The sequence below is a fragment of the Hydrogenophaga sp. T66 genome (assembly GCF_057219855.1).
The window spans coordinates 1,684,805-1,702,495 of the sequence record NZ_JBXVVX010000001.1 but is presented as its reverse complement, the minus strand read 5'-3'; the positions used below and the strand labels follow the sequence as shown (position 1 = coordinate 1,702,495).

Below are 17,691 nucleotides of genomic sequence, written 5' to 3'. Positions count from 1 at the left end.
CCAGCCCGTTATGGATATCTCCCGCATCCGCGCCCTTCGGGGCCCCAACCTCTGGACCCGCCAGACCGCCATCGAGGCGATCGTGCACTGCCAGCCGGACGAACGCTCCCTGGCCTCGCTGCCGGGCTTCGACACCGCGCTGCGCGAGCGATTTCCCGCCCTGGGCCGCTGGCCGCGGGAGGCGCACGAGCTGTCGCTGGCCAACGTGCTCAAGCTCGTTGCGCTGGAGCTGCAGGCCCAGGCCGGCTGTCCCGTCACCTTCTCGCGCTGCACCGAAACGGTGGAGCGTGGCACCTATCAGGTGGTCGTGGAATACACCGAGGAACAGGTGGGCCGCGAAGCGCTGAAGGCGGCCGAGCGCCTGATCGCCGTGGCGCGCGGCCAATCGGACGAGCCGTTCGACGTCGATGCCGTGGTGGCCCGCCTGCGCGACATCGACGAAGACGTGCGCCTGGGCCCGTCGACCGGCTCGATCGTGCAGGCGGCGGTGGCCCGCGGCATCCCCTACCGCCGGCTCACGCAGGGCTCGCTGGTGCAGTTCGGCTGGGGCTCGCGTCAGCGCCGCATCTGGGCCGCCGAGGTCGACGGCACCAGCGCCGTCTCCGAGAGCATCGCGCAGGACAAGGAACTCAGCAAAAACCTGCTGCGGGCCGCCGGCGTGCCGGTGCCGCGCGGCCGGCCGGTGGACAGTGCCGACGAGGCCTGGTCCGTGGCGCAGGAGATCGGTCTGCCGGTCGTGGTCAAGCCGCGCGACGGCAACCAGGGCAAGGGCGTGACGGTGAACATCACCGAGCGCGACCACCTGGAGATGGCGGTGCGCGTGGCGGCCGAGTATGGCCAGCCGATGGTGGAGAAATATCTGCCGGGCAGCGACTACCGCCTGCTTGTGGTGGGCAACCGGCTGGTGGCGGCGGCGCGCCGCGACCCGCCCCAGGTCATCGGTGATGGCGTGCACACGGTCGCCGAGCTGGTGGCCGCGGTCAACGCCGACCCGCGCCGCGGTGACGGCCATGCCACGTCGCTGACCCGCATGCGCATCGACGACATCGCGCTGGCCCGCCTGAAGGCCCAGGGCCACGCGCCCGACACCGTGCCGGCCAAGGGCGAGCGCGTCGTGTTGCGCAACAACGCGAACCTGTCCACCGGCGGCACCGCCACCGACGTGACCGACGACGTGCACCCGGAAGTGGCGGCGCGCGCCGTGGCGGCCGCGCGCATGATCGGGCTGGACGTGTGCGGTGTGGACGTCGTGTGCGAGAGCGTGCTGCGTCCGCTGGAGGAGCAGAGCGGGGGCGTGGTCGAGGTCAATGCCGCGCCCGGTCTGCGCATGCACTTGCAGCCCAGCTACGGCAAGGGTCGCGCCGTCGGGGAAGCGATCATCGATCACCTCTACCCGCCGGGGGAGAACGGCCGCATTCCGGTGGTGGCCGTCACCGGCACCAACGGAAAGACCACGACCGCGCGGCTCGTGGCGCACCTGCTTCGCACCCAGGGCCTGCGGGTGGGCATGACCAACACCGACGGCGTGTACGTCAACGGCCGGCAGACCGACAGCGGCGACTGCGCCGGCCCGCGCAGTGCGCGCAACGTGCTGATGCACCCGGAGGTGGATGCGGCCGTGTTCGAGACCGCCCGCGGCGGCATCCTGCGGGAAGGCCTTGGTTTCGACCGCTGCCAGGTCGCGGTGTGCACCAACATTGGCGCGGGCGACCACCTCGGCCTGAACTACATCACCACGGTCGAAGACATCGCGGTGCTCAAGCGCGTGATCATCCAGAACGTGGCCCAGGGTGGCTACGGCGTGCTCAACGCCACCGACCCGCACTGCGTTCGCATGGCCGAGGTGTGCAGCGGGCAGGTCATCTTTTTCGCGGCCGACGGCAACCACCCGGTGCTGGCCACGCACCGCGCCCAAGGCCGCCGGGCGGTGTGGGTGGAGAACGGTCACATCGTGGCCCAGCAGGGCGGACGTCGCCACGAAGTGGCGCTGGCCGACGTGCCGTTCACGCTCGCCGGGCGGATCGGTTTTCAGGTGGAGAACGCGATGGCGGCGCTGGCCGCCGCGTGGGGCCTGGGCATGCCCTGGGCGCAGATTCGCAAGGGCTTGGCCACCTTCCGCAGCGACAGCGACAGTGTCCCGGGCCGGTTCAACCTGATGAACTACCGTGGCGCCACCGTGATCGCCGACTACGGCCACAACCCGGATGCGATGCGCGCGCTCGTGGCGGCCACCGAACAACTGCCGGCGCAGCGTCGCCTGGTCGTGATCAGCGGCGCGGGCGACCGGCGCGACGTGGATATTCGGGAGCAGACGCAGGTGTTGGGTGCATCGTTCGACGAGGTGATCCTGTACGAAGACGCGTGCCAGCGCGGCCGCGCCGAAGGCGAGGTCACCGCGTTGCTGCGCCAGGGACTGGACGGCGCGACCCGCACGCGCCGCATCGATACGATCCATGGCGAGTTCATCGCCATCGACACCGCGCTGGAGCGCCTGCAGCCGGGCGACCTGTGTCTCATCCTGATCGATCAGGTGCAGGAAGCGCTGGCCCACTTGCGGCAACGCTGCGCTGAGGCCGAGACCCCCGCGTGATCAGCGGGGCGACGCACTGGGCATCGCCATGAAAAAAGCCGGTGCGAGCACCGGCTTTTTTCATGGTGGTGACCGCAACGATCACCACGCGGCTGCTTCAAACGATCACTTCAGGTGGTCGTTGATCAGCTTGGTCATCTCGAACATGGACGCTTGGGCCTTCTTGAAGATTTCCTTCAGTTTGGCGTCGGCGTTGATCATGCGCTTGTTGACCGCGTCCTGCAGCTTGTTCTTCTTGATGTATTCCCAGACCTTCTTGGTCACCTCGGTGCGCGGCAGCGGGTTGCTGCCGACGATGGCGGCCAGCGCGGCGCTGGGCGTCATGGCCTTCATGAAGGCGGCGTTCGGGGTGCGCTTCTTGGCCGGGGCGGCCTTCTTGGCGGGCGCGGCGGCCTTCTTGGCCGGAGCCGCTTTCTTCGCCGGTGCGGCGGCCTTCTTGGCCGGGGCCGCCTTCTTCGCCGGGGCGGCCGCTTTCTTGGCCGGGGCGGCCTTCTTCGCGGGTGCGGCGGCTTTCTTGGCCGGTGCCGCTTTCTTCGCGGGAGCTTTCTTCGCAGTTGCCATGTGGAAGTTCCTTCTAGAAGTTGACGTGATCACCAGCGGAAAACGCGCTTTCACACCGGTGTTGCGGATGCTAATGGACTTGATGCGCCAATCCAAGGTGGCGAGCGCTGATTTCACGCGGTTTTCCCTCGGGAAACGCCGGTTTTTGGCCCTGAAAACAACATCCTCCGGCGCCGGGCCGAGCGACGGCGCGCCGCACCCGGCGGAATGCGCACAATGGCCGCATGAACAGCCCTCTCCAAACCATCCCATTCACCCCCACCTGCGACCTGTGTGACGCGCACAAAAACGAGGGCTCCGGTGCCTTCCGCGTACTCCCACCGGTGTTTCGCGATTTCGGCGCCGTCACCCGCTTTGTCGGCCCCGTGGTCACGGTGCAGTGTTTTGAAGACAACACGCCGGTGAAGGCCGCGGTCGAGAGTCCCGGCGAAGGGCGGGTGCTGGTGGTGGACGGTGGAGGCTCGCTGCGGCGAGCCCTGTTGGGGGGCAATCTCGGCGCGGCGGCGGCTCGCAACGGCTGGGCCGGCGTGGTGATCGACGGTTGCGTGCGCGACGTGGCCGAACTGCGCGCGTGCGCCGTGGGCATCCGCGCGTTGGCCAGCATGCCGCTGCCCACCGAGCGGCGCGTGCCCGGGCAGCGCGACGTGCCGGTGCGGCTTCAGGGGGTGTGGGTGCGGCCGGGCGACTGGCTCTGGGCCGACGAGGACGGCATCGTCATCGCCGACCGGCCGCTGTGAGCGGCCGCGCCGGTCAGGCGCTCAGCCCTTTGTAAAGCATGTACGCGGCCAGCAGGTACAGGATGCCGGCGAACACCCGCTTGAGGGCCTTCACCGGCAGCGCGTGGGCCGCCTTGACGCCCAGCGGCGCCATCAGCACGCTCGCGCAGGCAATCACCACCAGCGCTGGCAGATAGATGTAGCCCACGGAGTAAGGCGGCAGGTTGCCCAGGCCCTGACCGGCGACGATGTAGCCCACGGCATTGGCTAGTGCAATCGGGAAGCCCAGCGCCGCGCTGGTGGCCACCGCGTTGTGGATGGCCACGTTGCACCAGGTCATGAAGGGCACGCTGACGAAACCACCGCCCGCTCCCACCAGGCCCGACAGGAAGCCGATCACGCCACCGGCGCCCACCAACCCCGGCGTGCCGGGCAGCGTGCGCGTGGGCTTGGGTTTCTTGTCGAGCAGCATCTGCGTGGCCGAGAAGCTCACGAAGGCGGCGAAGAACAGCGCGAGCCACGAGCCCTTGAGCACCGCGAACACGCCCAGGCTGGCCAGCGCCGCACCCAGCACGATGCCCGGGGTCAGGCCTTTGACGATGTCCCAGCGCACGGCACCGCGCTTGTGGTGCGCGCGCACGCTGGAGATCGCGGTGAAGACGATGGTGGCCATCGACGTGGCGATGGCCATCTTGACCGCGAGGTCGGGCGAGACGCCACGGCCGGTGAGGATCAGCGTGATGAACGGCACCATCAGCATGCCGCCGCCGATGCCCAGCAAGCCCGCGAGGAAACCAGTGCACAGGCCAAGGATGGCCAATTCCGCGATCAGCAGGGGTTCAAACGGCATGGGGGAAAGGTGTCTGCAAGTGCCGCCAGGCCGGCATCCTGAACCGGGGTTCAGGTGGGCGAGGGCAGCGGGGCATCGGGTTCGTCTGACGCGAGACGCTCGCACCAGCCGCGCAATGTACCAAGCCCGTGCTCAATGAGCATTGGTTGCAGGAACTATAAAGCCCAGCAGCACCGCAGACGCTCTGGATTGTAGGGTCGGTGACAGGTCGCGCGGGTCGCCGGCGGTCGCGCTCGGCGCGCGGCAGGGGTATTGGCCCCGCGGGGGCACTCAGAGCAGCTGGCCGTCCCGGTCGAGCACGGCGTCCACGCGGGCGATCAGCTCGGCCACGCGGGCGTCGTCGGCGGGCGCCTGGCCGGCTGGTCCGGAGGGCGTTGCGGTCACGGTTTCCGGCGCCGCGGCGGGTCGTTGTGCGAGTTCGAATGCAAGATTCAGCGAAGCCAGCACGGCAATGCGGTCGCGCGCCTTCACCTTGCCCGCGTCGCGGATGCGGCACATCGCGGTGTCGACCCGCTCCACGGCTTCCAGCAGCGCGGCTTCGCCGCCGACCGGACAGGCGAGCAGGTAGCTCTGGCCCATGATCTGGACCTCCAGCTGGCGGGTTTCGGGCTTGGCGGGCGCGCTGCTCATGCGGGGTCCTTGCGGGAGTCGGCCGCGGTCGCCGGCAGGCGGTCCAGCAGCGCGTCGATCCGCGAGCGGGCTGCCACGAGGCGGGACTTCAGGGAGTCGCGCTCGGTCTGCAGGGCCTGCACCTGCTCAAGCAACAGGGCGTTGGTGCGTTGCAGCTCTTCGTGACGCAACAGCAGGCGCTCCACGCGGTCGGCGAGCTGGTCGAGGGGGGTGGGGCTGGACATGGTCATGACTCCCGGCAGCGGCATTGTAGGGTTGGCGTCATGGAGCCACGTAGAATGCGGCGCGTTGGTGCTCGCGGTGTGGTTCTCACGCCGCAGTTCAACGGGAAGCAGGAGGGAAAGCCCCACAAGGCCGACCTAACCTGCGCTGCCCCCGCAACGGTAAGCAGACGAGACCGCCGGCACGTCGCCACGACGCACCGGATGCTCCGCTTCCATCACACCGCCACTGGTCCGCGTTCGCGCGCTGGGAAGGCGATGGAGGTTGTTCTGCCAGCCCGGATACCGGCCAACGCGGTGGCGGTGTCGCAAGACACCGCCGTGACGTCCATGCACCGTCGGGGAAGGCGGTGAGGGCACCCTGACTCTGGTTTCTCATGAAAAACCGCCTTTCGCGCGCCCCCCGGGCCGCGCTGACCTTGGCCGCCGCTGCGCTGGCCACCCCTTCGCTCGGCCTGGCGCAAGCCTCGCCGTCCCTCCAGGAAACGGTCGTCACCGCCGCACGCTCCGAGCAGCTGCTGGTGGACGCCCTGCCGCACACCACGCTGATCGGGCGCGACGCCATTGAGGCCAGCCAGGCGCCCGATCTGCCGTCCTTGCTGGTGCGGGAGGCGGGCTTCCAATTCACCCAGAACGGCGGTCCCGGGACCAGCGCCAACCTGTTCCTGCGCGGCAGCGCCTCGCTGCAGGTGCTGGTGCTGATCGACGGCGTGCCGATGACCAAGCAGGACGCCACCGGCACCGTGAGCCTGGAGCACATTCCGCTGGACCACATCGAGCGCGTGGAGATCGTGCGCGGCAACGTGTCGGCCATTTACGGCAGCGGTGCGGTGGGCGGCGTGATCCAGATCTTCACCCGCCGGGGCGAAGGCGCGCCGCGCGCCTACGCGAGCACCGAGCTGGGGTCGTACGGTTCGGCCCGCGCCAGCGCTGGCGTGAGTGGCCGCCAGGGCGACACCCGCTTCTCCCTGGGCGTGGCGCGCCGCGTGACCGAGGGCTTTTCGGCCATGAGCGCCGTGCAGTACCCCACCGAAAACCGAGACCGCGATGGCTACCGGAACAGCAGCGCCCACGCCTCGCTTGACCACGACTGGGCGCCGCAGCAGTCGCTGGGGCTGCGCTTGCAGGCCATCGACGGGCGATACGCGTTTGATGGCGGCGGCTTCGGCGGTCCGACCGACCGCTACTTCGGCCGCAACCAGATCGGCTCGGCCGCGCTGGTGAGCCACAACCGGCTTGGCGACGGCTGGACCAGCGCCCTGACGCTGTCGGCCGGTCGTGAGCGCGCGGAGTACGACGCGCGCCTCACCGGCTTCCCGTACACCAGCGACGCGACCACCCGCTCGCGCACGCTGTCGTGGGTGCACACCGTGCTCGCCGGCGCGCAGACCTTCACCGCCGGTGTCGAGCGCCAGACGCAGCAGATCGATGCGGGCGACTCGACGGGCGTGGCCCTGACGCGCGAGCGTCGCGTCACCTCGGCGTTCGCGGGCGTGACCGGTGAGTACGGCCCGCACAGCGTGCAGTTCAACGCCCGCCGCGACCGCACCGACGGCGGCCTGACCAAGACCACCGGCTACCTCGGCTACGGCTGGCAGTTCGCGCCGGCGTGGAAGGCCATCGCCTCGGTGTCGTCCGCGTTCAACCAGCCGCCGCTGGGCTACCTGTTCGACCCGTTCGCGGGCAACCCGACCCTGCGTCCCGAGACGGCGCGCTCGGCCGAGCTGGGCCTGCAGTGGGCGGCGGATGGTCAGATCGTGCGCGCGACCTGGTTCACCACCCGCATCGATGACCTGCTCCAGTACGACTTCAACACCTTCTCGTTCAACAACGTGTCGGCCGCGCGCAACCGCGGACTGGAGGTCAGTGCCACCGGCCGATGGGGCCGCGCCAGCACCCACGCCAGCCTCACGCTGCAGGACCCGACCGACCGCAGCACCGGCCAGCGGCTGATCCGGCGGGCGCGGGCGCTGGCCAGTGCCGGGCTGTCGGTGCCGGTGGGCGACTGGACGCTGGGCGGCGACGTGCGCGTCAGCGGTGACCGCACCGAGGTGCCCGGCCGGCCGATGCTGGGCGGCTACGCGCTGGTGAACCTGCAGGCGCGCTGGCGCGTGGACCGTGACTGGGCGCTGACCGCGCGGGTGGAGAACCTGGCGGACCGCGATTACCAGACCGCCTACGGCTACAACCAGTCCGGTCGCGCCTTCTTCGTCGGCCTGCAGTGGTCGCCGCGCTGAGGAACGCGCCATGACCGCGACGCGCCCCGGACCACAGCGCATCGTCTGCCTGACCGAAGAGACCACCGAGTGGCTCTACCTGCTGGGGCAGGAGCACCGCATCGTGGGCATCTCGGGCTACACGGTGCGGCCGCGCCGGGCGCGCGAGGAGAAGCCCAAGGTCAGCGCCTTTCTCAGCGCCAAGATCGACAAGATCCTCGCGCTGGAGCCGGACTGCGTGTTTGGTTTCTCTGATCTGCAGGCGGACATCGCCGCGGCGCTGATCCGCGCCGGGGTGCAGGTCACGGTCTTTAACCAGCGCAGCATCGACGAGATCCACACCATGCTGTTCCAGGTGGCGGCGATGGTGGGCTGTGCGGACGAGGGGCAGGCGTGGATCGCTGCGAGCCGGGAACGGCTGGCGGCCATGCGGGCTGAGGTGGCCGCGCGCCTCGCGCGGGGCCAGCGGCGCCCGCGGGTGTGGTTCGAGGAGTGGGACGAGCCGCCGATCAGCGCCATCCGCTGGGTGTCCGAGCTGGTGCACACCGCCGGCGGCGAAGACATCTTCCCCGAGAAGGCGGTCATGCCGCTGGGCAAGGACCGCATCGTGGCCGACCCGCTGGAAATCGTGCGCCGCGCGCCTGATCTGGTGATCGGCTCGTGGTGCGGCAAGCATTTCCGGCCGGAGAAGGTGTGCGCCCGGCCCGGCTGGGAGGCGGTCCCGGCCGTGGTGAATCAGGAGCTGCACGAGGTGAAGTCGGCCGACATCCTGCAGCCCGGGCCAGCGGCGCTGACCGATGGCGTGAATCGCCTGCACCGGCTGATCACCGCGTGGATGGACCGCCATGGTTGAGGTGGCCCGCACCGAGCTGATCCTCGGCGGTCAGAAAAGCGGCAAGTCGCGCCGGGCGGAGGCACTGGCGGCCGCGTGGATGGCGAGCGGAGCCTCGCGGCGCGCGGTGCTGGTGGCCACGGCCTTGCCCGGCGATGAGGAAATGCGGGCGCGCATCGAGCGCCACCGGCGCGAGCGGGTGCCCGGGCTGGCGGTGCTGGAAGTCCCGCGCGACCTGCCGGCCGCCCTGGAGCGGCTCAACGACGCCGACACGCTGGTCGTGGTGGACTGCCTCACGCTGTGGCTCACCAACCGCCTGATGCCGCTGCAGGACCCAGCCGATCCGCCCGGGGATGTGGCGGCGGCGGTGACGGCGCTCGGCGAGGCGCTGCAGGCCTCGGCCGGGCCGGTGGTGCTCGTCAGCAACGAGATTGGCCTGGGAGTGACGCCGCTGGGCGCCGAGGTGCGGGGCTTTGTGGATGCGCTGGGCAACCTCAATCAGGCGGTGGCGGCGGTGTGTGAGCGGGTGACGTTTATGGCGGCGGGTCTGCCGTGGACGCTCAAGGGGGCGTCGCGGTGACGGCCGGCTGGCGCGTGGGGGCCTCGCTGGCCGCCCGGCTGGTTTCGCTGGCCGGGGCCTTGCTGGTCTCGGCGCTGCTGGCGACTGCGCAGGCAGCGCAGGCCGCGCCGGTGGCGATCACCGACGACCGCGGGGTGACGGTGCGCCTGCCGGCGCCGCCGCAGCGGATCGTGTCGCTGCTGCCGTCGCTCACCGAAACCGTGTGCGCGCTGGGGCGGTGCGACCGGCTGGTCGGCGTGGACCGCTACAGCAACCACCCGGCGTCGGTGCGCGGCTTGCCCACGGTGGGTGGGGGGCTGGACCCGCAGATCGAGACGATCGTGGCGCTTCGGCCGGATGTCGTGCTCGCGGCCGTGTCGGCGCGCGGCATCGAACGCCTGGAGTCGCTGGGCTTGCGGGTGGTTGCGCTGGAGCCTCGCACAACCGCGCAGGCCCGCGCCGCGCTGTTGGCGCTGGGGGGCTTGCTGGATGCGCCGCGGGCGGACCGCGTGTGGCAGGCGGTGGAAGACGGCGTGGCGGCGGCCGCGGCGGCCCAGCCGTCGCGCGTGCCGCCGCTGCGGGTGTATGTGGAGGCCAGCGCCGGCGGGTTCGCGGCCGGGCCCTCGTCGTTCATGGGTGAACTGATGGCGCGGTTGGGCTGGGTGAACGTGGTCGACGCGGCCTTGGGTCCGTTTCCACGGCTCAACCCGGAGGCCGTGGTGCGAGCCGACCCAGACCTGATCCTGATCGCCGAGCGCGACGCGGCGGGTCTGGCGCAGCGGCCCGGCTGGGCCGGGATGCGCGCCGTGCGCGAAGGACACGTTTGCACATTCACGCCCGCGCAGGGTGACATTCTGGTGCGCCCCGGGCCGCGCATGGCCGAGGCGGCCGCGTTGATGGCCCGCTGCGCGGCCGTGCGGGGGACGCGGTGACCGCCGGGTCCCGCCCCGTGGTGCTGGCGGTGGCGCTGGTGGTGCTGGCCGTGGTGGGCGGCTGGCTGGGCGTGGGCGTGGGCAGCACCGGCTGGGCCTGGCCCGGCGCGGCTGCGGCCGACGCGGTGGCCGCGCAGATTGCCTGGGACATCCGCCTGCCGCGCACGGCGGTCGCGTGGCTCGCCGGGGCGCTGCTGGGGCTGGCGGGGGCGGTGGCGCAGGGGCTGTTCCGCAACCCGCTGGCCGATCCGTTCCTGTTGGGCAGCGCATCCGGCGCGGCGCTGGGCGTGGCGCTGGCGCTGGTGGGCGCGGGTGGGGCGTCGATGGCGCTGGACGGCTGGTCGCGCCTGGGTCTGACCGGCGCGGCGTTTGCTGGCGCGCTGGCCGGCGTGGGCCTGACGCTGGCGCTCGCGCGTGGGGTGCAACACACGCTGCGGCTGTTGCTGGCGGGCGTGATTGTGGGCGTGGTGCTGGGCGCGGCCCGCGAACTGGTCACGCTGGCTGACCCGGCGGTGTTGCAGGCGATGCAGGGTTTCATGCTGGGCAGCACCGCGCTGTCGGGCTGGCCGGCGGTGGTCGTGATGGCGGCGGCGCTGGGGTTGTCGGGCCTCACCGCGCTGGGTCTCGGCCGTGTGTTGGACGGACTGGCGCTGGGCGAGGCGACGGCCCGCAGCCTGGGGCTGCCGCTGGGCGCGGCCCGGCTGGCGTTGGTGGGCGCGCTGGCGCTGGCCACCGGCGCCGCGGTCGCCCAGACCGGGCTGATTGCCTTTGTGGGTCTGGCCGCGCCGCATCTGGTGCGGGCGATCGCGCCGGCCCGCCACGCGTCGCTGGTCTTGCTGAGCGCGCTGATGGGCGGCGCCTTGCTGCTGGCGGCCGATCTCGCGGCGCGCGCGCTGATCGCACCGCAGGAACTGCCCGTGGGCGTGTTGACCGCCTTGCTGGGTGGCGGCTACCTGTTGTGGCTGATGCACCGCCGCGGCGTGCTGGGGGGCGGGTCGTGACCGCCGCGCTGCGCGCCACGGGGCTGGCGGTGTCGCTGGGCGGTCGTGAGGTGCTGGCCGGCGTGGACGTGACGCTGGCGGCGGCCCGCTGGACGGCCGTGGTCGGCCCGAACGGCGCCGGCAAGTCCACGCTGCTGCGCGCCCTGGCCGGCGTGGTGCCCCACCGCGGCGCGGTCATGCTGCGGGATCGCCCGCGGGAGGCCTGGCCGGCCCGCGAGCGGGCGCGCACCCTGGCCTGGCTCGGTCAGGCAGAAAGCGGCGGCGAAGACCTGCGCGTGTGGGATCTCGTCATGCTCGGTCGCCTGCCGCATCAGGGCTGGCTGGCCGCGCCCTCGGCGGCCGACCGCGCGGCCGTGACCGAGGCCTTGCACGCCACCCAGGCCTGGTCCTGGCGCGAACGGACGCTGGGCTCGCTCTCCGGCGGCGAGCGCCAGCGCGTGCGGCTGGCGCGGCTGCTGGCGGTGCAGGCGCCGGTCCTGTTGATGGACGAACCGCTGGCCAACCTGGACGTGCCGCACCAGGCCGACTGGCTCGCCCTGGTGCGCGGGCTTGCGGCGCAGGGCCGCACCGTGGTCAGCGTGTTGCACGAGGTCGGCATGGCGCTGCAGGCCGACGCGGTGCTGGTGATGCAATCGGGCCGGGTCGTCCACCACGGCCCGCCGGCCGACGCCGCCACCCGCGCGGCAGTGCGCACCGTGTTTGACGACCGGCTCGACATCCACCCCGTCGCTGGCGCGTGGGTGGTGGTCCCCCGCACGGCATCGCCGGGGTTCCCCCCCCGCGCTGCACCGACAATGCCGGGCTTCACGCCCCCACACGATTCCCCCGGAGAACACGCATGAGCGAATCCCTCACCGCCCCCCCCGAACAACCCGTGCGCCTCGTGCCGCGCGCCCAGCCGACGCCCGCTGCGGCGTCCCCGGCCTCCACCGGCCGCTGGTCGGAGGACGAGGTGGCGGCGCTGTTTGAGCTGCCCTTCGCCGACCTGATCTTCCGCGCCCAGACGGTGCACCGCGAACACTTCGATGCCAACGAGGTGGAGCTCGCGACGCTGCTGTCGGTGAAGACCGGCGGCTGCCCCGAGGACTGCGGCTACTGCCCGCAGTCCGTGCACTACGACACCGGGCTGGCCGCTGGCAAGCTGATGGCGGTGGACGCGGTGCGCGAGGCCGCCGAGCGCGCCAAGGCGGCAGGCGCCACCCGCTTCTGCATGGGCGCGGCGTGGCGCGCACCGAAGGACCGCGACGTGGAGGCCGTGGCCGAGCTGGTGCGCGCGGTCAAGGGCGTGGGCCTGGAAGCCTGCGCCACGCTGGGCATGCTCGACGAGGGCCACGCCGAAACCCTGCGCGACGCCGGGCTTGATTACTACAACCACAACCTCGACAGCGCGCCCGACTTTTACGGCGACATCATCACCACCCGCGACTACCAGGACCGCCTCGACACGCTGGAGCGCGTGCGCCACGCGGGGGTCAAAGTCTGCTGCGGCGGCATCGTCGGTCTGGGCGAATCGCGCCGCCAGCGCGCCGGCCTGGTCGCGCAGCTGGCCAACCTGTCGCCCGACTACCCGGAATCGGTGCCGATCAACCACCTGGTGAAGGTCGAAGGCACGCCGCTGGCCGATCAGCCCGACCTCGATCCGCTGGAGTTCGTGCGCACGATCGCGGTGGCCCGGATCACCATGCCGCGCGCCCGCGTGCGCCTGTCGGCGGGGCGCCAGCAGATGAGCGAAGCGGTGCAGGCCCTGTGTTTCCTGGCCGGCGCCAACTCCATCTTCTACGGCGAGAAGCTGCTCACCACCGGCAACCCCGACGTGAGCGCGGACCGCGCGCTGATGGACAAGCTCGGCGTGCGCTCGCGCCTGGGCTGACCCCCGGATGGCGGCGCGCGCGGTCATGGTGCTGGGCACGTCCAGCGGCGCCGGCAAAAGCTGGCTGGCCACCGCGCTGTGCCGCCACATCGCGCGCCAGGGCTGGCGCGTGGCGCCTTTCAAGGCGCAAAACATGAGCAACAACGCGCGGGTCGTCGCCACCGGGCCCGACGCGCCCGACGGCGAGATCGGCGCCGCGCAGTATTTCCAGGCGCTCGCCGCGCGGGCGGTGCCGAGCGTGGACATGAATCCGGTGTTGCTCAAGCCCGAAACCGACACCCGCAGCCAGGTGGTCGTGGCCGGTCGGGTCCGGCACGGGCTGGCCTCGCTGCCCTGGCGCGAGCGCTGCGAGCGGGTGTGGCCGGACGCGGCGGCCGCGCTCGACCGCCTGCGCGCCGCGCACGACGTGGTGGTGATCGAAGGCGCCGGCTCGCCGGCCGAGATCAACCTGATTGACAGCGACATCGTCAATCTGCGCGTGGCGCGCCACGCCGACGCCCGCTGCCTGCTCGTGACCGACATCGACCGCGGCGGCGCCTTCGCCCACCTGTACGGCACCTGGGCCCTGCTGCCCGAGGCCGACCGGGCGCGGCTGCGCGGGTTCGTGCTCAACCGCTTCCGGGGCGATCCGGCGCTGCTGGCGCCCGCGCCGGCGCAGCTCCAGGCCCTCACCGGCGTGCCCACGGTCGGTGTCATCCCTTGGTGGGCGGACCACGGTCTGCCCGAGGAGGACGGCGTGTTCGACGACCGCGGTCACGCCTGCGGCGCGGTGCACACCACCGTGGCGGTGATCGCCTACCCGCGGGTGAGCAACCTCGACGAGTTCCAGCCGCTCAAGCGGGTGCCGGGCGTGCGGCTGGTGTGGGCCCGTTCTCCGGCCGACTGCGCGGGCGCCGACTGGCTGGTGCTGCCCGGCAGCAAGGCGACCGCGGCCGACCTGGCGTGGCTGCGCGAGCGCGGCCTCGACCACACCGTCGCCGCCCACGCCGCCGCGGGCGGGCGGGTGTTGGGCGTGTGTGGCGGTCTGCAGATGCTGGGCGAGGCGCTGATCGATCCGCACGGTGTCGACGGCAACGCGCCCGGGCTGGGCCTGCTGCCGCTCGTGACCTCCTTCGCCGCCGACAAGACCGTGCGCCGCACGTCCGCCCGCTTCGCCGCCCTCACGGGGCCCTGGGCGGCGCTGTCTGGCGTGACACTGGGCGGCTATGAAATCCACCACGGCCAGACCGTGCCGCACCCGGCCATGGTCCGCGCCGGCCATGCCGTGCAGACCGTGGCCCCGGCACTGGCCTGGGCCGACGCCACCGGCTGCGTGCTGGGCCTGTACCTGCACGGCCTGTTTGAAGACCCGGCGGCCCTGCGCGCCCTGTTCGGGGCCGGCGTGCCCACGCTGGACAGCGTGTTCGACGGCCTGGCCGACGCCGTGGCCCACCACCTCGATCCCGCCGCGCTCGATGCGCTGATCGCCCCTGACGTTTTTGACGGAGAACCCCCATGACCACACCCATGCCCCCCACCGACCTCGACGCGCTGGATGACCTGCACGATCCCGCGCTCGCCGCGGCCTTGCAGCGCGCGCTGGACAACAAGACCAAGCCGCTGGGATCGTTGGGCCGCCTGGAGGCGCTGGCGCTGCGCGTGGGTCTGATCCTCGGCACCACCGCGCCGGAGCTGCGCGACCCGCAGATGCTGGTGTGCGCGGCCGACCACGGCCTGGCCGTTCGCGGCACCTCGGCCTACCCGCGCGACGTGACCTGGCAGATGGTCGAGAACTTCCTGGCCGGTGGCGCCGCGGTGAGTGTGCTGGCGCGTCAGCACGGCATTGGCCTGACGGTGGTCGACTGTGGCGTGGACCACGACTTCGCGCCCCGCCCGGGTCTGGTGGACGCGAAGGTCGCCCGCGGCACCGCCGACTGTCTCGAAGGCCCCGCGATGACCCCGGCGCAGTGCCGACAGGCGCTGGACCACGGCCGGGCGATCGTGCGCCGGCTGCCCGGCAACGCGCTGCTGCTCGGCGAGATGGGCATCGGCAACACCTCCGCCGCCTCCTTGCTGATGGCGCGTCTCGCGGGCCTGGACATCGCCGACTGCACCGGCGCCGGCACCGGCCTGGACGCCCCTGCCGTGCAGCGCAAGATCGGGCTGCTGCGCGAGGTGCTGCAGCGCCACCCCGACGCCCGCGCGCCGCTGGACGCGCTGGCCGCTTTCGGCGGCTTCGAGATCGCCACGCTGTGCGGCGCCGCCGTGCAGGCGGCGCGTGAGCGCCGCGTCGTCGTGGTGGACGGCTTCATCGCCACCGCGGCCGTGCTGGTGGCCGCAGCGCTGCAGCCACGCGTGCTGCAGCGCTGCGTGTTCGCGCACCGCTCGGGGGAGCGTGGCCACGCGCTGATGCTCGCCCACCTGCGCGCCGAGCCGCTGCTGGACCTGGGCTTGCGCCTCGGCGAAGGCTCGGGCGCCGCGCTGGCCTGGCCGCTGCTGGTGAGCGCCACCGCCTTGCTGCGCGAGATGGCCAGCTTCGAGAGCGCGGGCGTGGCCACCGCCGGCGGCGAACCCGACCTGACCACGCCGCGCTGAGATGGCGGAATCCGAACCTTCCGCCGCCCCGGCACCGGGGCCTGACGCGCCGCGTGGCGTGGCCGGATTCCTGCGCCACTACCTGATCGCGGTGCAGTTTTTCACCCGGCTGCCGGTGACGGGGCGTCTGGCCGACTGGGTGGGCTTCAGTCCCGCCATGCTGCGCGCCAGCGCGGCGCACTTTCCCGGCGTGGGCCTGCTCGTGGGGGGACTGCTGGGCGCTGCGCTGGCGCTGTTGCTGGCCGGCCTGCCGCCGGTGCCGGCCTCGGCCTGGGTGGCGGCGGTGGCGGTGTCGGTGGCGGGGGCCTTGCTCACCGGCGCGTTTCACGAAGACGGGCTGGCCGACCTGGCCGACGGTCTGGGCGGGAGCCTCGACCGCGAGCGCGCGCTGGAGATCATGAAGGACTCGCGCATCGGCAGCTACGGCGCGCTGGCGCTGGCGCTGGCGCTGCTGGCGCGTGTGTCGCTGCTGGCCTTGGTGATCGGCCTGTCGCCGGCGCTGGCGCCCTGGGCGCTGGCGGCGGCGCATGTGGCGTCGCGCACGGCACCGCTGCTGCTGATTCGCGCGCTGCCCCACGTGGGCGACACCGCGACGTCGAAAAGCAAACCCCTGGCCGACACGCTGAGCCACCGCGCCCTCGCCGCGGGACTGGGCTGGGCGGCCCTGGCCGGCGCCGCGCTGGCGGTCTGGGCGCCGTCCGCGCCGTGGTGGGCGGGCGCGCTGGGGGCGCTGCTGGCGGCGGGCTGGATGCACCGCCTGTTGCGCCGCCGCCTGGGCGGCTTCACCGGCGACGGTCTCGGCGCCACGCAGCAGGTGGCGGAGGTGCTGTTCCTGCTGGGGCTGGTCCTGGCGTGGTGAGGCGGGTGGTGAGGTGCCCGCGATGAGGCTCTGGTTGTGGCGCCACGCCCCCGTGGCCCTGCCCGGTGGTTATTGCTACGGCATCAGCGACGTGCCGGCGCAGGCCGAGGCCACGCGCGAGGCGGCGGCAGCCCTCGCCGCCGCGTTGCCGGCGGGCGTGCCGCTGGCGGTGTCGGGCCTGATGCGCGCGCAGCAGCTGGCGGCCGCGGCTCAGCGCCTGCGTCCGGCGCTGGGGGCCGTGCGGGTGGACACCCGGCTCAACGAGTTCGACTTCGGGCGCTTTGAACTGGTGCGCTGGGACGCGATCCCGGCCGCCGCGTTCGAACCGTGGATGACCGACTTCGCCGACCACCGCTTCGGCGGTCACGACAGCACGCAGGCGCTGATCGGGCGGGTGGCCAACGCCTTGATCGATGCCCATCGCACCGGCCTCCCCGAGATCGCCTGGATCACCCACGCGGGCGTGATCCGCGCGGCCCAGTACCTGCGCGCGCACGGCCCGCGCCGCATCGCGGCGGCGAGCGAGTGGCCGCGCGAGGCGCCGGCGCCCGGCGGCCACACGGTGATCGACTTCTGAGCCGGTCTGAGGCCGCCCGACCGCGGCGTCGGCGCTCAGGCGCTCGTCTTGGGGCGGTGGTCGCACCACGCGGCCACGCTGCAGCGGAAGCACAGCGGCTTGCGCGCCTGGCACACGTAGCGGCCGTGCAGGATCAGCCAGTGGTGCGAATCCACCGCGTAGGCCGGCGGTACCCGCTTCTCCAGCGCCTGCTCCACGGCCAGCGGTGTCTTGCCCGGCGCGAGTCCGGTGCGGTTGGCCACGCGGAAGATGTGCGTGTCCACCGCCATCGTCGGCTGGCCAAAGGCCACGTTGAGCACCACGTTGGCCGTCTTGCGGCCCACCCCCGGCAGGGCCTCCAGCGCCTCGCGCGTGCGCGGCACCTCACCGCCGTGCTCCTCCACGAGGCGCCGGCAGGTCTCCATCAGGTGCCGCGCCTTGCTGCGGTACAGGCCAATGGTCTTGATGTAGGACTCCAGCCCCGCCAGGCCGAGGTCGAGCATGGCCTGCGGCGTGTTGGCCACCGGAAACAGCCGCCGGGTGGCCTTGTTGACGCCGACGTCGGTGGCCTGCGCCGAGAGCAGCACGGCCGCCAGCAGCTCGAACACGCTGGTGTATTCCAGTTCGGTCTGGGGTGTCGGGTTGGCGGCCTTGAGCGTGGCGAAGAAGGGTTCGATGTCGGCGCGTTTCATGGGCGGCAGTGTAGGCCGCCCGGCGTTCGCGG

At 72.3% G+C, this 17,691-nt stretch carries 18 protein-coding genes and 1 riboswitch; of the genes, 13 read left to right on the top strand and 5 right to left on the bottom strand.

Annotated features, from left to right (window positions below; genetic code table 11):
- Window positions 1–10: 10 nt before the first annotated feature.
- Window positions 11–2,590 (top strand): cyanophycin synthetase, encoded by a 2,580-nt coding sequence (gene cphA, locus AC2D80_RS07835; protein WP_484632406.1) that lies wholly within the window; start codon window positions 11–13, stop codon window positions 2,588–2,590.
- A 105-nt stretch (window positions 2,591–2,695) separates the two neighbouring features.
- Here cphA and AC2D80_RS07830 read toward each other — a convergent pair whose 3' ends face one another.
- A complete protein-coding gene (locus tag AC2D80_RS07830) occupies window positions 2,696–3,151 on the bottom strand; it encodes an SWIB/MDM2 domain-containing protein (protein WP_484632664.1) in 456 nt (151 codons plus the stop codon).
- Between the two features lie 224 nt (window positions 3,152–3,375).
- Here AC2D80_RS07830 and rraA point away from each other — a divergent pair, with 224 nt between their 5' ends.
- Window positions 3,376–3,888 (top strand): ribonuclease E activity regulator RraA, encoded by a 513-nt coding sequence (gene rraA / locus AC2D80_RS07825; protein ID WP_484632405.1) that lies wholly within the window; start codon window positions 3,376–3,378, stop codon window positions 3,886–3,888.
- 13 nt (window positions 3,889–3,901) lie between these two features.
- Here rraA and AC2D80_RS07820 read toward each other — a convergent pair whose 3' ends face one another.
- The 3 genes from AC2D80_RS07820 to AC2D80_RS07810 all read right to left on the bottom strand — a co-directional run bounded on the left by AC2D80_RS07820 (window position 3,902) and on the right by AC2D80_RS07810 (window position 5,571).
- Complete coding sequence (locus AC2D80_RS07820) at window positions 3,902–4,717, bottom strand: sulfite exporter TauE/SafE family protein (protein ID WP_484632404.1); 816 nt, start codon at window positions 4,715–4,717, stop codon at window positions 3,902–3,904.
- A 270-nt stretch (window positions 4,718–4,987) separates the two neighbouring features.
- Window positions 4,988–5,347: a cell division protein ZapA gene (locus AC2D80_RS07815; protein ID WP_484632403.1), complete on the bottom strand. Its 360-nt coding sequence runs from the start codon at window positions 5,345–5,347 to the stop codon at window positions 4,988–4,990.
- Window positions 5,344–5,571, bottom strand: coding sequence for a DUF904 domain-containing protein (locus AC2D80_RS07810; protein ID WP_484632402.1), 228 nt, complete (start codon window positions 5,569–5,571; stop codon window positions 5,344–5,346). Before AC2D80_RS07810 ends, AC2D80_RS07815 begins: the two co-directional genes overlap by 4 nt.
- A gap of 48 nt (window positions 5,572–5,619) precedes the next feature.
- Window positions 5,620–5,876: riboswitch (cobalamin riboswitch) on the top strand.
- Window positions 5,877–5,945: 69 nt separating this feature from the next.
- Here AC2D80_RS07810 and AC2D80_RS07805 point away from each other — a divergent pair.
- Genes AC2D80_RS07805 through AC2D80_RS07755 form a run of 11 tightly spaced genes read left to right on the top strand, consistent with a single transcriptional unit; the run spans window position 5,946 to window position 16,988 of the window.
- Window positions 5,946–7,805, top strand: a complete 1,860-nt coding sequence (locus AC2D80_RS07805; protein ID WP_484632401.1) for a TonB-dependent receptor domain-containing protein — start codon at window positions 5,946–5,948, stop codon at window positions 7,803–7,805.
- A 10-nt stretch (window positions 7,806–7,815) separates the two neighbouring features.
- Window positions 7,816–8,637, top strand: coding sequence for an ABC transporter substrate-binding protein (locus tag AC2D80_RS07800; RefSeq protein ID WP_484632400.1), 822 nt, complete (start codon window positions 7,816–7,818; stop codon window positions 8,635–8,637).
- Window positions 8,630–9,196 carry a bifunctional adenosylcobinamide kinase/adenosylcobinamide-phosphate guanylyltransferase gene (locus AC2D80_RS07795; RefSeq protein ID WP_484632399.1) on the top strand — a complete coding sequence of 189 codons (567 nt, stop codon included), beginning with the start codon at window positions 8,630–8,632 and terminating at the stop codon, window positions 9,194–9,196. Before AC2D80_RS07800 ends, AC2D80_RS07795 begins: the two co-directional genes overlap by 8 nt.
- Before the next feature lie 26 nt (window positions 9,197–9,222).
- A complete protein-coding gene (locus AC2D80_RS07790) occupies window positions 9,223–10,107 on the top strand; it encodes an ABC transporter substrate-binding protein (protein ID WP_484632663.1) in 885 nt (294 codons plus the stop codon).
- 23 nt (window positions 10,108–10,130) lie between these two features.
- Window positions 10,131–11,108 carry a FecCD family ABC transporter permease gene (locus AC2D80_RS07785; RefSeq protein ID WP_484632662.1) on the top strand — a complete coding sequence of 326 codons (978 nt, stop codon included), beginning with the start codon at window positions 10,131–10,133 and terminating at the stop codon, window positions 11,106–11,108.
- On the top strand, window positions 11,105–11,950 hold the full coding sequence (locus AC2D80_RS07780; RefSeq protein WP_484632398.1) for an ABC transporter ATP-binding protein: 846 nt from the start codon (window positions 11,105–11,107) through the stop codon (window positions 11,948–11,950). Before AC2D80_RS07785 ends, AC2D80_RS07780 begins: the two co-directional genes overlap by 4 nt.
- The gene (gene bioB, locus AC2D80_RS07775) at window positions 11,947–12,978 is read left to right on the top strand and encodes a biotin synthase BioB (protein WP_484632397.1); all 1,032 of its coding nucleotides are present in this window, start codon (window positions 11,947–11,949) and stop codon (window positions 12,976–12,978) included. The genes AC2D80_RS07780 and bioB overlap by 4 nt, the downstream gene beginning before the upstream one ends.
- 7 nt (window positions 12,979–12,985) lie before the next feature.
- Window positions 12,986–14,476 (top strand): cobyric acid synthase, encoded by a 1,491-nt coding sequence (locus tag AC2D80_RS07770; protein ID WP_484632396.1) that lies wholly within the window; start codon window positions 12,986–12,988, stop codon window positions 14,474–14,476.
- On the top strand, window positions 14,473–15,552 hold the full coding sequence (gene cobT / locus AC2D80_RS07765; protein WP_484632395.1) for a nicotinate-nucleotide--dimethylbenzimidazole phosphoribosyltransferase: 1,080 nt from the start codon (window positions 14,473–14,475) through the stop codon (window positions 15,550–15,552). The genes AC2D80_RS07770 and cobT overlap by 4 nt, the downstream gene beginning before the upstream one ends.
- A gap of 1 nt (window position 15,553) precedes the next feature.
- Window positions 15,554–16,411 (top strand): adenosylcobinamide-GDP ribazoletransferase, encoded by an 858-nt coding sequence (locus AC2D80_RS07760; RefSeq protein ID WP_484632394.1) that lies wholly within the window; start codon window positions 15,554–15,556, stop codon window positions 16,409–16,411.
- Between the two features lie 22 nt (window positions 16,412–16,433).
- Window positions 16,434–16,988, top strand: a complete 555-nt coding sequence (locus tag AC2D80_RS07755) for a histidine phosphatase family protein (protein WP_484632393.1) — start codon at window positions 16,434–16,436, stop codon at window positions 16,986–16,988.
- 35 nt (window positions 16,989–17,023) lie between these two features.
- Here AC2D80_RS07755 and nth read toward each other — a convergent pair whose 3' ends face one another.
- Entirely contained in the window at window positions 17,024–17,659 is a 636-nt protein-coding gene (gene nth / locus AC2D80_RS07750; RefSeq protein ID WP_484632392.1) for an endonuclease III, read from the bottom strand.
- Window positions 17,660–17,691 lie beyond the last annotated feature (32 nt).